The 13,928-nt window shown below is 69.1% G+C and carries 10 protein-coding genes; 6 read left to right on the top strand and 4 right to left on the bottom strand.

The window, feature by feature from the left end; all coding sequences use genetic code 11:
* Positions 1-85 precede the first annotated feature (85 nt).
* Entirely contained in the window at positions 86-1,084 is a 999-nt protein-coding gene (locus V4Y03_RS22285) for a hypothetical protein (protein ID WP_317873503.1), read from the top strand.
* Positions 1,085-1,137: 53 nt separating this feature from the next.
* Here V4Y03_RS22285 and V4Y03_RS22290 read toward each other — a convergent pair whose 3' ends face one another.
* Genes V4Y03_RS22290 through V4Y03_RS22305 form a run of 4 tightly spaced genes read right to left on the bottom strand, consistent with a single transcriptional unit; the run spans position 1,138 to position 4,933 of the window.
* Positions 1,138-1,908: a succinate dehydrogenase/fumarate reductase iron-sulfur subunit gene (locus V4Y03_RS22290; RefSeq protein ID WP_332436083.1), complete on the bottom strand. Its 771-nt coding sequence runs from the start codon at positions 1,906-1,908 to the stop codon at positions 1,138-1,140.
* Positions 1,905-3,848 carry a fumarate reductase/succinate dehydrogenase flavoprotein subunit gene (locus V4Y03_RS22295; RefSeq protein WP_332436084.1) on the bottom strand — a complete coding sequence of 648 codons (1,944 nt, stop codon included), beginning with the start codon at positions 3,846-3,848 and terminating at the stop codon, positions 1,905-1,907. The genes V4Y03_RS22290 and V4Y03_RS22295 overlap by 4 nt, the downstream gene beginning before the upstream one ends.
* Before the next feature lies 1 nt (position 3,849).
* Positions 3,850-4,671, bottom strand: a complete 822-nt coding sequence (locus V4Y03_RS22300) for a hypothetical protein (protein WP_317873506.1) — start codon at positions 4,669-4,671, stop codon at positions 3,850-3,852.
* A 34-nt stretch (positions 4,672-4,705) separates the two neighbouring features.
* On the bottom strand, positions 4,706-4,933 hold the full coding sequence (locus V4Y03_RS22305) for a hypothetical protein (protein ID WP_317873507.1): 228 nt from the start codon (positions 4,931-4,933) through the stop codon (positions 4,706-4,708).
* 199 nt (positions 4,934-5,132) lie between these two features.
* Between V4Y03_RS22305 and V4Y03_RS22310 the strand changes: the two genes are divergently transcribed.
* From V4Y03_RS22310 to V4Y03_RS22330, 5 genes are all read left to right on the top strand, one after another.
* Entirely contained in the window at positions 5,133-7,559 is a 2,427-nt protein-coding gene (locus V4Y03_RS22310; protein ID WP_332436085.1) for an ABC transporter family substrate-binding protein, read from the top strand.
* A 271-nt stretch (positions 7,560-7,830) separates the two neighbouring features.
* Entirely contained in the window at positions 7,831-9,732 is a 1,902-nt protein-coding gene (gene typA, locus V4Y03_RS22315; protein ID WP_317873509.1) for a translational GTPase TypA, read from the top strand.
* 485 nt (positions 9,733-10,217) lie between these two features.
* The gene (locus V4Y03_RS22320) at positions 10,218-11,858 is read left to right on the top strand and encodes a peptide ABC transporter substrate-binding protein (RefSeq protein ID WP_317873510.1); all 1,641 of its coding nucleotides are present in this window, start codon (positions 10,218-10,220) and stop codon (positions 11,856-11,858) included.
* A gap of 180 nt (positions 11,859-12,038) precedes the next feature.
* Entirely contained in the window at positions 12,039-12,971 is a 933-nt protein-coding gene (locus tag V4Y03_RS22325; protein WP_317873513.1) for an ABC transporter permease, read from the top strand.
* Positions 12,964-13,917, top strand: a complete 954-nt coding sequence (locus V4Y03_RS22330; RefSeq protein WP_317873511.1) for an ABC transporter permease — start codon at positions 12,964-12,966, stop codon at positions 13,915-13,917. The genes V4Y03_RS22325 and V4Y03_RS22330 overlap by 8 nt, the downstream gene beginning before the upstream one ends.
* The last annotated feature ends 11 nt before the right edge of the window (positions 13,918-13,928 follow it).

A 13,928-nucleotide genomic window follows, 5' to 3' on the forward strand; every position in this document is an offset into this window, starting at 1 on the left:
ACGGTGGGGAGCGGTGGGAACAGTGACACGACGACAGTGACACGACGACTCTCGGGGGGCTCGGGTGAGTGGACGGCTGAGGAGTATGTGGCGACGGGGGCGCTGGTTCGTGCTCGGCCTCGTCCTGGTGCTGGTGGTGCCTCCGCTGTTCGGGGCGCTCGCCCTGCGCGTCAACTACGCGGGGGACGTCAGGGAGGACGCCAGGACCCGGGGCAAGGACGCCGTCTGGCTCGGACACGCCTGGGTCGACGGGCGGAAGAAGGACGCGGACGTCGCCGCGTTCGCCGCGCGGATCAAGGGCACGGGCATACGCGACCTGTACGTCCACGCCGGACCCCTGGAGCACGACGGCACCCTGCCCGCCGCCCGGTACCCCCGCGCCAAGTGGTTCATCGACGCCGTCCACCGCACGATGCCGGGGATACGGGTGCAGGCCTGGCTCGGTGACGTCCTGGCGACCGAGGGGCCCGACGGGCTGCGCCTGGAGGACGCCGGCTCCCGGGTGGCCGTGGTCACCTCGGCCCGGCAGATCCTGGACACCGGATTCGACGGGGTCCACTTCGACCTGGAGCCGCTGCTCTCCGACGACCCCCACTACCTCTCCCTCCTCGACGACCTCGGGAAGCTCACCCGGGCACGGAAGGCGCCGCTCTCCGTCGCCGCCCACCAGATAGACCCGCTACCGGGCCTGCACACGGTGAATGGCGTGGTGAGCGGCAGCGAGAAGTGGTGGTCGCAGGAGTTCTTCGGCGAGGTCGCCCGGCGGGTCGACCAGATCGCCGTCATGTCGTACGACACCTGGATGCCGCTGGAGGGCCTCTACGGCGGGTACGTCGCCCAGCAGACCAGCCTGGCCCTCGAAGTGACCCCCGAGACCACCGACCTGCTCATGGGACTGCCCTTCTTCCACGAGGACGACCTCGGCCACCACGAGAACGCGGAGACCGTGAAGGCGGCCGTCCGGGGCACCGGACTCGGCCTCGGACGCACCGACCCCGGCCGGGAGCGGTTCGGCGTCGCCCTGTACGTCGACTTCGCGGCCGAGGAGGGCGACTGGGCGGCCTACCGCGCCGACTGGAACTGACGGGCGGAGGCCGGAGCTCGCGCGCCGGGGGGCGCCACGTCACCGGTCCGCCGTCAGCCTTTCCGGCGGCCGATCGTCCTCCCCAGCCACACCAGCGGGTCGTACTTCCGGTCCACGACCCGCTCCTTCATCGGGATCAGGGCGTTGTCGGTGATGCGGATGGACTCCGGGCACACCTCCGTGCAGCACTTGGTGATGTTGCAGTAGCCGAGCCCGTGTTCGTCCTGCGCCGTCCGCCGCCGGTCGATCCCGGCCTCCTCCGCCGCGTCCAGCGGGTGCATGTCGAGCTCCGCGATCCGCATGAGGAAGCGGGGCCCGGCGAAGGCCTCCTTGTTCTCCTCGTGGTCGCGCACGACATGGCAGGTGTCCTGGCAGAGGAAGCACTCGATGCACTTCCTGAACTCCTGGGAGCGGTCCACGTCCTCCTGCCGCATCCGGTACTCGCCGGGACCGACCCCGGCGGGCGGCACGAACGCCGGGATCTCGCGGGCCTTCGCGTAGTTGAAGGAGACGTCCGTGACGAGGTCGCGGACGACGGGGAAGGCGCGCATCGGGGTCACGGTGATCACCTCGTCCCGGGCGAACACCGACATCCGGGTCATGCAGAGCAGCCGTGGCCGGCCGTTGATCTCGGCCGAGCACGAACCGCACTTGCCCGCCTTGCAGTTCCAGCGCACCGCGAGGTCCGGCGCCTGGGTGGCCTGGAGGCGGTGCACGACGTCGAGGACGACCTCCCCGTCGTGGACCTCCACCGTGTAGTCGGTCAGTGCGCCGCCGCCGGGGTCTCCCCGCCACACCCGGAACCGCGCGTCGTAGGTGCTCATGCGCCGGGACCCCCTTCCAGTTCGTCGTCCGCGAGGTACTTGGCGAGTTCCTCCCGCTCGAACAGCGCGAGGAGGTCCGGGCGTACGGGTTCGGTACGGGTCCGTTCCAGCCGGACGCCGTCGTCCTCGGCGTGGCACAGCAGGTTCACCGGGCGCCACTCGCGGTCCATCGCCGGGTGGTCCTCGCGGGTGTGCCCGCCCCGGGACTCGGTGCGCTCCAGGGCGGCGCGGGCCACGCACTCGCCGACGAGCAGCATGTTCCGCAGGTCGAGGGCGAGGTGCCAGCCGGGGTTGAACTGCCGGTGGCCCTCGACGGAGATCCGGCGGGCGCGGGCCCGCAGGGCAGCGATCCGCTCCAGCGCCTCGGTCATCTCGCCCGCCCGCCGGATGATCCCGACGAGGTCGTTCATCGTCTGCTGGAGCTCCTGGTGAAGGGTGTACGGATTCTCCGCGGCCCCCGACGCGCCCCCCGACGCGCCCCCCGACGCGCCCCCCGGCACCGTCCCCGGCTCCGGTCCGGCGAACGGGGCCAGTGCCTCGGCCGCCGCCGCCTCCACATCGGCGGCCACGATCCCGCCGCCCGCCCCCGAGAACGCGTACTGGGCCGCGTGGAGACCGGCCCGGCGCCCGAAGACCAGCAGGTCGGAGAGCGAGTTCCCGCCGAGGCGGTTGGAGCCGTGCATGCCGCCGGCCACCTCACCGGCCGCGAACAGCCCGGGAACGCCGACGGTGGCGGCCGTCTCCGAGTCGACGGCGACCCCGCCCATCACGTAGTGGCAGGTCGGCCCGACCTCCATCGCCTCCGCCGTGATGTCGACATCGGCCAGCTCCTTGAACTGGTGGTACATCGACGGCAGCCGGCGCCGGATCGTCTCGGCCGGCATCCGCGTCGACACATCGAGGAACACCCCGCCGTGCGGGGAGCCCCGCCCTTCCTTCACCTCGGAGTTGATGGCCCGCGCCACCTCGTCGCGGGGCAGCAGCTCGGGCGGTCGCCGGTTGCGGTCGGGGTCCTCGTACCAGCGGTCGCCCTCCTCCTCCGTCTCCGCGTACTTCTCCTTGAAGACCTCGGGGACGTAGTCGAACATGAAGCGCCGGCCGTCGGAGTTCCGCAGCACGCCGCCGTCCCCGCGTACCGACTCGGTGACGAGGATGCCCTTCACCGACGGCGGCCAGACCATGCCGGTCGGGTGGAACTGCACGAACTCCATGTTCACCAGGGGCGCCCCGGCGAGCAGGGCGAGCGCGTGCCCGTCGCCGGTGTACTCCCAGGAGTTCGAGGTCACCTTGAAGGACTTGCCGATGCCGCCGGTCGCGAGGACGACGGCGGGCGCCTCCAGGACGAGGAAGCGCCCGCTCTCCCGCTCGTAGCAGAAGACCCCGGAGACCCGCCCGTCACCGTCCTTCAGGACGCGGGTGACGGTGAACTCCTGGAAGACCTTCAGCCGGGCCTCGTGGTCTCCGGTCTCGCGGTGGTCCTCCTGCTGGAGCCCGACGGCCTTCTGCTGGAGGGTGCGGAGCAGTTCGAGCCCGGTGCGGTCGCCGACGTGCGCGAGCCTCGGGTACTCGTGGCCGCCGAAGTTGCGCTGCGAGATCCGGCCGTCCGGGGTGCGGTCGAAGAGCGCACCCCAGGTCTCCAGCTCCCAGACCCGCTCGGGGGCCTCCTGGGCGTGCAGCTCGGCCATCCGCCACTGGTTGAGGAACTTCCCGCCGCGCATGGTGTCGCGGAAGTGCGTCTTCCAGTCGTCCTGCGGGTGGACGTTGGCCATGGAGGCGGCGATGCCGCCCTCGGCCATCACGGTGTGCGCCTTGCCGAAGAGGGACTTGCAGATCACGGCGGTACGGGCGCCCGCGCGGCGCGCCTCGATCGCGGCCCGCAGCCCGGCGCCGCCCGCGCCGATCACGACCACGTCCCACTGCTGTCGCTCGACGTGCGTCATCTCAGAAGAACCTCGGGTCGTCGAAGGTGCCGGTGGCGAGCAGGTACACGTACAGGTCGCAGAGCGCGACGCTGACGAGGGAGGCCCAGGCGAGGAGCATGTGGCGGGCGTTCAGCCGGCCCACCCAGGTCCACAGCCGGTAGCGGACGGGATGCTTCGAGAAGTGCTTCAGCCGTCCGCCGACGATGTGCCGGCAGGAGTGGCAGGAGAGGGTGTACGCCCAGATGAGGGTGATGTTGACCAGGAAGAGGACCGTCCCGAGACCGGCGTGGCCCCAGGCGTAGTGGGTGTCCCGGAAGGTCAGGACGGTGTCGTACGTGAGGATTCCGGCCACCGGCAGCGCCGCGTAGAAGAAGTACCGGTGGAGGTTCTGCAGGATCAGCGGGAAGCGGGTCTCGCCGGTGTACGCGCTGTGGGGTTCGGCGACCGCGCAGGCCGGGGGAGCGGCCCAGAACCCCCGGTAGTACGCCTTCCGGTAGTAGTAGCAGGTGAGCCGGAAGCCCAGCGGGAAGACCAGGATCAGCAGGGCGGGGGAGAGCCCCCACCAGCTGCCGAACAGCTCCCAGTTCGGCCCGCCCCGCATGGGCACGCAGTTCTCCGCCAGACAGGGCGAGTAGAACGGGGAGACGTAGGGGGCGGAGTAGTAGTCGGCGTTGGAGAAGGCCCGCCAGGTCGAGTACACGACGAAGGCGAGGAGTCCGGCGGCGGTGGCGGCCGGGGCCAGCCACCAGCGGTCGGTGCGCAGATGGCGGGCGGCGATGGCGGCGCGCCCCGGGGAGCGCACGCCCGTCGCGGACCCGGGCGGTTCCGTACCTGTGGCCAACAGGGCCTCCTCGGCTCCTCGGCTCTCTACGGCTCTACGGCGCGTGGTGGTCGCGTGCTCCCAGGCCCTCGTCGTCGACGTCGGTCCACTTCCCGGCGTCGTACGGGGTGTCGGGGATGGTCACCATGCTCTCGGCGCGGCCGGTGCTCGGCGCGTGGGGCGCGCCCCGCTCCGTTCCGACGCGGTGTTCCAGCTCTTCGACCGTGTGTTCAAGGTCCTGCAGGCGGCGCTTGACGGCCGCCAGATCGTCCTGGACGGACATGGTTGCCTCACCTTCGTGAGTGTCGCGCGTCACATCCCGCTTGGGAAGTCGTGCGCAGGGGCGGTTGGGCCGCACGAGTGGGGTTCTCCGGACGTGCCGCCGTGTCGCCGTGGCCGGATCTGTTCCGTCCTTTTCAGTGTATGAGCAATAGGTGTGATCATCTCCAAATGGAATAAATCTGGACGAAGGGGTACACGTCATGTCCCAGATCGGCGCCCCTCGCGGGAGGACATGCTCCAGGAGCCCCCGCTCCCGCACGCTCCGCTCCGTCGCCACCCTCACCAGCGCCGTCCTCGCGGTCACCGTCCTCGCCGGCTGCAGTTCCGGCGACGAGGGTGACGAAGCCCCGGCCGCGGCCCAGGACAACGCGCCCGCCACCCGCGACAAGGTCGCCGACGGAGGCACCCTCCGCTGGGCCGTCGACGCACTGCCCACCACCCTCAACACCTTCCAGGCCGACGCCGACGGCACCACCACCCGGATCGCCGGGGCCGTGCTCCCCTCCCTCTACACGCTCGACGAGCGGGGCAGGGCGCAGCGGAACCCCGACTACCTGGAGTCCGCGCAGGTCGTCGAGACGGAGCCCAAGCAGGTCGTCCTCTACAAGCTCAACCAGCAGGCCGTGTGGAGCGACGGGCGCGAGATCGGCGCCCCCGACTTCGTGGCCCAGTGGCGGGCCCTGAGCGGCCGGGACACGGCGTACTGGACCGCCCGGAACTCCGGCTACGAGCGGATCGAGAAGATCGAGCGCGGCAAGAACGACCTGGAGGTCCGGGTCACCTTCTCCAAGCCGTACGCCGACTGGCAGTCCCTCTTCACCCCGCTCTACCCGAAGCAGGTGATGGGCTCCCCGAACGCCTTCAACGACGGGGCCCGCACCACCCTCAAGGCCACCGCGGGACCGTTCCTGCTGAAGACGATCGACCGCAAGGGCGGCGACGTCACCCTCACCCGCAACCCCCGCTGGTGGGGGCAGCCCGCCAAGCTCGACAGCCTCGTCCTCAAGGCCGTCCCCCGCGCCGACCGCGCGGAGGCCCTCGCCGCCGGCACCCTCGACCTGGCCGAGATCGACCGGTCCACCGCCGAGCGGATCTCCCTCGCGCTCCGCGACGCCCGAGCCGGACGCAACGGCGCGCAGGCCGCCCTCGCCCACGGCCCCGGATCGCAGATCACGTCCTCCAAGGCGCTGAAGTCCTGGGCCCTCGCCCACGGCTCCGACGAGGAGAAGGCGGAGGAGGTCCAGGCCGCCCGCAAGAAGAACCAGCAGGCCATGGCCACCTACGCGAGCGCGCAGGACACCCTCGCGAAGTACGTGGTCCGCAAGTCACTGGAACCCGCCTACACCCAGCTCTCGCTGAACGGCGAGTCCGGCCCCCTCGCCGACGAGCGGGTGCGCAGGGCGGTGGCCCGCGCCATCAACCGCCAGGAACTGGCCGAATCCGTACTCAAGCCGCTCGGCCTCCCGGCCCGGCCCCCCGGCAGCCACCTGGCCCTCGCGGGACAGGCCGCGTACGCGGACGGCAGCGACGCGCTGGGCGGCCAGGACACCAAGGAGGCGCGGGCACTCCTCGCCGACGCGGGCTGGGTCCCCGGCGGCGCCGCCAGGAAGCCCCCGGGCACCGGCACCAAGGCGGGCAGCGAGGCGGAGAAGGAGAAGGCGGAGAAGGAGAAGGAGAGGGGAAGCAAGGGGGAGAAGGGGAAGGCGGAGAAGGAGGAGGGTGCCAAGGACGCGGGCTCCACCGACGCCAAGAAGAAGGGGAGCGACAGCGACACCGCCTCCGACGAGGGCCTCTACATCGTCGGCGACGACAAGCCGGGCCACCGCCGGACCACCGCCATCGGCGCGAACGGCCCCGAGAACGGTACGAACATCCTCGCCCCGGTCCCCGCCGCCGCCCGCCAGAGCGCGGCGCTCCTCGCCCGCGCCGAGGCGCTCGACACCGGTACGGGCGCCGCCGCCCACGCCGCCCAGACGGTCGCCAGGACGGACAAGGGCGTCGCCGGTGCCTACGCCCCGCGCGGCACCGCCGCCCCCGTCACCGCTCCCGAGGCCACCCAGGCCCTCGGCAAGGACGGCAAGGCGCTCAGCCTCCGCTTCGTCCTGCCCTCCGGCCCCGGCTCCGAGTCGCTGCGCGCGGTCGGCGACCGGATCGTCCGGATGCTCGACGCCGTCGGCATCCGCACCGAGGTCACCAAGGTGTCCGACGACAGCTTCTTCAAGGACCACGTGGCCTCCGGCGACTACGACCTGGCCCTCTACTCCTGGCCCGCCTCCGCCTTCCCGGCGACCGACGCCCGGCCGATCTTCGCCAAGCCCGAGCCCGCCTCGGACGGCTCCCTGCTGGTCGAACAGAACTACTCGCGGGTCGGCACCGACCGCATCGACCAGCTCTTCGACCAGGCGGCGGGGACCCTCGACGAGGAGGAGGCCCGCGACCTGGTGCGCCAGGCCGACGCCCGGATCTGGGCCGCCGCCGGCTCCATCCCCCTCTACCAGCGCCCCCAGCTGGTGGCCGCCAAGGCCGATCTGGTGAACGCCGGAGCCTGGGGGCTCGGGGGCCCGCGCTACCAGGACATCGGCTTCAAGAAGCCCGAATCCTCCAAGGGCGCCGAACGAAATCGCTGAAACCTCTGAAACCACAGGTCACAACCTCAGAAGCAGCTCAAAATCCTTGCCCGCCGGTAACCCCGGCGGGCAGGATCGCGTCGGCCCCTTGACCCGGTCGCACCAAGCCCCCCACACCCTTGCGGCACCGCACCAGACCTCTCGGATCTTGACCGGGGAAGCCCCTTGCGCGGCAGCCCCGTACCATAGGACATAGCCGTGGCGCGTCCGCCCGGTGGGCGTACGAGGAACTGACGCCGCATCCCACGATCCGAGAGAAGCGCAAGCACCCATGCCCACGCGCCACGACATCCGTAACGTCGCCATCGTCGCCCACGTCGACCATGGCAAGACGACCATCGTCGACGCCATGCTCAAGCAGGCCGGTGCCTTCGCCGCCCACCAGCAGCTCGACGACCGCATGATGGACTCGAACGACCTGGAGCGTGAGAAGGGCATCACGATCCTCGCCAAGAACACGGCGGTGAAGTATCACCCCAAGGACGGCGGGGCCCCGATCACGATCAACATCATCGACACCCCCGGCCACGCCGACTTCGGCGGCGAGGTCGAGCGCGGCCTTTCGATGGTGGACGCGGTCGTCCTGCTCGTGGACGCCTCCGAGGGTCCGCTCCCGCAGACCCGCTTCGTGCTGCGCAAGGCGCTCCAGCAGCGCCTGCCCGTCATCCTCTGCATCAACAAGACGGACCGCCCGGACTCCCGGATCGACGAGGTCGTCAACGAGACCTACGACCTGTTCCTGGACCTGGACGCGGACGAGGACCAGATCGAGTTCCCGATCGTCTACGCCTGTGGCCGTGACGGCATCGCCTCGCTGACCAAGCCGGAGAACGGCACGGTTCCCAGCGACAGCGACAGCCTGGAGCCGTTCTTCTCCACCATCCTGGAGCACGTCCCGGCCCCGTCGTACGACGAGGAGGCGCCGCTCCAGGCGCACGTCACCAACCTGGACGCCGACAACTTCCTCGGCCGCATCGCGCTGCTCCGCGTCGAGCAGGGCGAGCTGCGCAAGGGCCAGACGGTCGCGTGGATCAAGACGGACGGCACCATCGCCAACGTCCGCATCACCGAGCTGATGATGACCGAGGCGCTCACCCGCAAGCCCGCCGAGGTCGCCGGCCCCGGTGACATCTGCGCCGTCGCCGGTATCCCCGACATCATGATCGGCGAGACCCTGGCCGACCCGGAGAACCCGATCGCGCTGCCGCTGATCACGGTCGACCAGCCGGCCATCTCCATGACCATCGGCACCAACACCTCGCCGCTCGTCGGCCGCGGTGGCACCGGCAAGGGCGCGGAGGCCAAGTCCGCGGTCAAGCAGCGCAAGGTCACCGCCCGCCAGGTCAAGGACCGTCTGGACCGCGAGCTGATCGGTAACGTCTCGCTCCGCGTGCTCGACACCGAGCGTCCGGACGCCTGGGAGGTCCAGGGCCGCGGTGAGCTCGCGCTCGCCATCCTGGTCGAGCAGATGCGCCGCGAGGGCTTCGAGCTGACCATCGGCAAGCCCCAGGTCGTCACCAAGGAGGTCGACGGCAAGACGCACGAGCCCGTCGAGCGCCTCACGGTCGACGTCCCCGAGGAGCACATGGGCGCGGTCACGCAGCTCATGGGTATCCGCAAGGGCCGCATGGACAACATGTCGAACCACGGCTCCGGCTGGGTCCGCATGGAGTTCGTCGTTCCGTCCCGTGGCCTCATCGGCTTCCGTACGGAGTTCCTGACCAACACCCGCGGTACGGGCATCGCCCACTCGATCCACGAGGGCCACGAGCCGTGGTTCGGCACGCTGACGACCCGTAACAACGGTTCGCTGGTCGCCGACCGCGCGGGCGCCGTCACCGCCTTCGCGATGACGAACCTCCAGGAGCGCGGTGTCCTGTTCACCGACCCCGGCACCGAGGTGTACGAGGGCATGATCGTCGGCGAGAACTCGCGCTCCGACGACATGGACGTGAACATCACCAAGGAGAAGAAGCTCACCAACATGCGCTCCGCCTCCGCCGACTCCTTCGAGGCGATCGTCCCGCCGCGGAAGCTCTCCCTGGAGCAGTCCCTGGAGTTCTGCCGCGACGACGAGTGCGTCGAGGTCACCCCGGAGGCCGTGCGCATCCGCAAGGTCATCCTGGACCAGAACGCGCGTGGCCGCGCGTCCTCGCGCGCCAAGAACAACTGAGCCGAGTCCGGCCGCATGCGGCCGGTGGCGGCGGGGTAGATCACGGTCCTGTGTGATCTACGCCGCTCTTGGCTGACGGCACGTCAGCACCCGAGCCCGGACCCCCACAGCACTGTGGGGGTCCGGGCTTTTCGTCAACTTCCGTCAACTTCATTTCAGAGGCCCGGTGTCCGCATAGCGGCCATCGCTCTCCGGTACGTGTGTTAACGGTCCGTTTCGGGGGTGTCTGTCTGTGCTCAGTTTGTCCGGATTTCGGTATCCGGACGTGTAGTGATGTTGTCAAAACGAGACCACTTAAGTGTGGTTTACAGCCCGGACGTACTTAATAGTTGGCTCCATTGAGCTCGGGTCAATGGGTCACGCACTGTGGGGAGTGCCGACTCACGAGCACACTCGGGGTACTTGAGTGCAAAGCCGTCAGGGGTGTCGGCGAAACTCGGAGTGCCCTTCTTGTAGTGACAAAGTGGACTCATGAGGAGGAACCCATGCGCGGTGCCAAGAGCGCCAAGTGGGTAACGGGCGCGATCATCGTTGCCCTTGCTGCGACCGCCTGTGGCGGGGGTAAGAGCGACGGCGGCAGTGACGCCAAGGGCGCTGTTGACCCGAACGGAATCTTCTCCATCGAGCTGGGCGAGCCTGAGAAGCCCCTGCTCACCGGCGACACGATGGAGTCCAACGGCTCCGCCGTGATGTCCGGCCTGTTCTCGACCCTGGTCGACTACAAGGCCGACGGCTCGCTGTCGATGATCAACGCCGAGTCGGTCACCACGACGGACTCGAAGACCTGGACGGTCAAGCTCAAGCCGGGCTGGACCTTCCACGACGGCACCCCGGTGACCTCCAAGTCCTTCGTGGACGCGTGGAACTGGAACGCCAGCCTGAAGAACGCCCAGGGCCTCGCGTCCTGGTTCGCGGACATCAAGGGCTACGACAAGGTCCACCCGGACGCCGAGGGCGCCAAGCAGACCGCCGACAAGCTCGAGGGTCTGAAGGTCGTCGACGAGACCACCTTCAAGGTCGAGCTCTCGAAGGCCGTTCCGTACTTCGCGCACAAGCTGGCCTACATCGTCTTCGCGCCGCTCCCGGAGTCCTTCTACAAGGACCCGGTCGCCGGCGGCCAGAAGCCGGTCGGCAACGGTCCCTACAAGTTCAAGAGCTGGGACCACAAGAAGAAGATCGAGGTCACGCGCTTCGACGGCTACAAGGGCCCGAACAAGGCGAAGAACGGCGGTGTGGTCTTCAAGAACTACACCACCCTCGAGGCCGCGTACGAGGACCTGAAGTCGGGCAACGTCGACGTCCTGCGTCAGATCGCGCCGAAGGACCTCCCGGTCTACCGCCAGGACCTCGGCGACCGCGCCGTGGACCAGCCGTACTCCGCCGTCCAGACCATCGCCGTCGCCTTCTACGCCGACCAGTGGAAGAAGCCGAAGCAGATCGACCCGCGCGTCATCCAGGGTCTGTCCATGGCGATCGACCGTGCCACCATCACCAAGACGGTGCTGAACGGCACGCGTGAGCCCGCGACCGGCTGGGTCGCGAAGGGCGTCCTGGGCTTCCAGGAGGACGGTGGCGCCGGCGTCACCAAGTTCGACCCCGCCAAGGCCAAGGACCTGATCAAGGCCGGCGGTGGCGTTCCGAACAACAAGATCTCCATCCAGTACAACGCCGACGGCGGACACAAGGAGTGGGTGGACGCTGTCTGCAACTCCATCCAGCAGTCCACCGGCGTCCAGTGCGTCGGCGACGGCAAGCCGGACTTCCAGGCCGACCTGACCGCTCGTAAGACGAAGCAGGTCAAGTCGCTCTACCGCTCCGGCTGGGTGCTCGACTACCCGGTGAACGCCAACTTCATCTCGGACCTGTTCCGTACGGGCGCGGGCGGCAACCAGGGCGACTTCTCCAACAAGGAGCTGGACGCCAAGATCGCGAAGGCCGACTCCGCCGCGACCCTTGACGAGTCCGTCAAGGCGTACCAGGCGATCGAGAAGGACCTGATCAACTACATGCCGTCCATCCCGCTCTGGTACTACAAGGTCAACGCGGGCTTCTCCGAGAAGGTTTCGGGCGTGGCGTACGGCCAGGACGGCGACCCGATCCTGACCGGCGTCGAGGTCAAGAAGTAATCACCCAAGCGTAGTCCGCACGCCGTCACGGGACTGACGGATCGACAGATCGTCAGTCCCGTGTCGGTGCCTTACGCAGTGGCTGGGGGGCCCTTCCACGACATAGCCGTACCCGGAAACGGGTACCGCTGTCGAGGGAGGGCCCGTCGGTTGCCGCTGTCACATCTCAACGGAGGCATGATGGGGCGTTATGTCGCACGACGACTGCTCCAGATGATCCCGGTTTTCCTCGGGACGACCCTGCTGATCTTTGCCATGGTGCACGCCCTGCCCGGCGACCCCGTGCTGGCGATGTTCGGCGACAAGGGCGCCGACCCGGCGACACTCGCCGCGAAGCGCCATGAGCTGGGTCTCGACAAGCCTGCATGGCAGCAGTACTTCTTCTATATGCGGGACATGATCCTGCACCTGGACTTCGGTACCCAGATCCGTAACGGACGGCCGGTCACCGAGGTGCTGGGCGACGCGTTCCCCATCACCCTCCAGCTCGCCGCCCTGGCGTTCGCCATCGAGCTGATCTTCGGCATCGGTCTGGGCGTCATCGGTGGTCTGCGCGCCGGCCGTCTGGCCGACAACGTGATCCTGATCTTCACCCTGCTGATCATCTCGATCCCGGTCTTCGTCCTGGGCTACATCATCAAGATGGTGTTCGCGTTCAACCTGGAGTGGATCGCGCCGAACGTCAGCACCGAGCCGCAGCTGAGCGAGATGCTCGCTCCGGCCATTGTGCTCGGCGGCCTCTCCCTCGCCTATGTGGCACGGCTCACCCGTACCTCCATGGCGGAGAACCTGCGCGCCGACTACATGCGCACGGCCGTCGCCAAGGGCCTGCCGCGACGCCGGGTCATCGGCGTCCACCTGATGCGCAACTCGATGATCCCCGTGGTCACCTTCCTCGGCACCGACATCGGCGCCCTGATGGGCGGCGCGGTCGTCACCGAGGCGATCTTCAACATCAAGGGCATCGGCGGCGTCATCGCCGAGTCGATCTCCCGGCGTGAAGGTACGACCCTGGTGGGCCTCGTCACCGTCCTGGTGATCGTCTACCTCGTCACCAGCCTGCTCATCGACCTGCTGTACGCGGTCCTGGACCCGAGGATCCGGTATGCCTGACGTGACCAAGACCGCTGCCGCGGCAGTCGAGGACGCCATCGCCCCGCCCTCCGTGGACGCGGCCCCGGCCGCGAAGGCGGAGAAGGCCCGCAGCCTCTGGGGCGACGCCTGGGCCGACCTGCGCCGCAACCCGTACTTCATCATCTCGTCGGCGCTGATCGCGCTGCTGCTGCTGATCTCGGTGTGGCCGACCCTCTTCACCAGCGCGTCCCCGACCGCCGGTGACCTGGTCCACCACTTCCTGAGCAAGCCCGAGCTGGGCAACGTCGGTTCGCCCGAGTGGCTGGGCTACGACCAGCAGGGCCGCTCCGTCTACGCCCGCCTCATCCACGGCACCCGCGCCTCGATCATCGTCGGCGTCGCGGTCACCGCGATCGTCACGGTCGTCGGCGGCATCATGGGCATGATCTCGGGCTACTTCGGGGGCTGGGTCGACGCGCTCCTCTCCCGGATCACCGACGTCTTCTTCGGCATCCCGTTCCTGCTCGGCGCCATGGTCGTCCTGCAGTCGTTCGTCGAGCGGACCGTCTGGGTCGTCGTCTTCGCCCTCGCGTTCCTCGGCTGGACCCAGATCACCCGCGTCATGCGCGGTGCCGTGATCACGGTCAAGCAGGCCGACTACGTCCACGCGGCCAAGGCCCTCGGCGCCGGCACGACCCGGATCCTCTTCCGGCACATCCTGCCGAACGCCATGGCCCCCGTCATCGTCGTCGCGACCATCGCGCTCGGCGGTTACATCTCGGCCGAGGCCACCCTGTCGTTCCTCGGTCTGGGCCTCGCCGCCCCGACCGTCTCGTGGGGTGTCGACATCTCCGCCGGTGTCGCCCAGATCCGAGTGGCCCCGCACGTCCTGCTCTGGCCCTCGATCATGCTGAGCCTCACCGTTCTGGCGTTCATCATGCTCGGCGAAGCCGTCCGCAACGCCCTCGACCCCAAGCTGCGCTGAGGAGGGCGTAA

Source organism: Streptomyces sp. P9-A4 (assembly GCF_036634195.1).
Taxonomy (GTDB): domain Bacteria; phylum Actinomycetota; class Actinomycetes; order Streptomycetales; family Streptomycetaceae; genus Streptomyces.

Excerpts from the sequence above, each read along its gene's own strand:
- V4Y03_RS22290 (WP_332436083.1), bottom strand. The coding sequence starts at position 1,908 with ATGAGCACCTACGACGCGCGGTTCCGGGTGTGGCGGGGAGACCCCGGC.
- V4Y03_RS22330 (WP_317873511.1), top strand. The coding sequence starts at position 12,964 with ATGCCTGACGTGACCAAGACCGCTGCCGCGGCAGTCGAGGACGCCATC.
- V4Y03_RS22285 (WP_317873503.1), top strand. The coding sequence starts at position 86 with ATGTGGCGACGGGGGCGCTGGTTCGTGCTCGGCCTCGTCCTGGTGCTG.
- typA (WP_317873509.1), top strand. The coding sequence starts at position 7,831 with ATGCCCACGCGCCACGACATCCGTAACGTCGCCATCGTCGCCCACGTC.
- V4Y03_RS22320 (WP_317873510.1), top strand. The coding sequence starts at position 10,218 with ATGCGCGGTGCCAAGAGCGCCAAGTGGGTAACGGGCGCGATCATCGTT.
- V4Y03_RS22325 (WP_317873513.1), top strand. The coding sequence starts at position 12,039 with ATGGGGCGTTATGTCGCACGACGACTGCTCCAGATGATCCCGGTTTTC.
- V4Y03_RS22295 (WP_332436084.1), bottom strand. The coding sequence starts at position 3,848 with ATGACGCACGTCGAGCGACAGCAGTGGGACGTGGTCGTGATCGGCGCG.
- V4Y03_RS22305 (WP_317873507.1), bottom strand. The coding sequence starts at position 4,933 with ATGTCCGTCCAGGACGATCTGGCGGCCGTCAAGCGCCGCCTGCAGGAC.
- V4Y03_RS22310 (WP_332436085.1), top strand. The coding sequence starts at position 5,133 with ATGTCCCAGATCGGCGCCCCTCGCGGGAGGACATGCTCCAGGAGCCCC.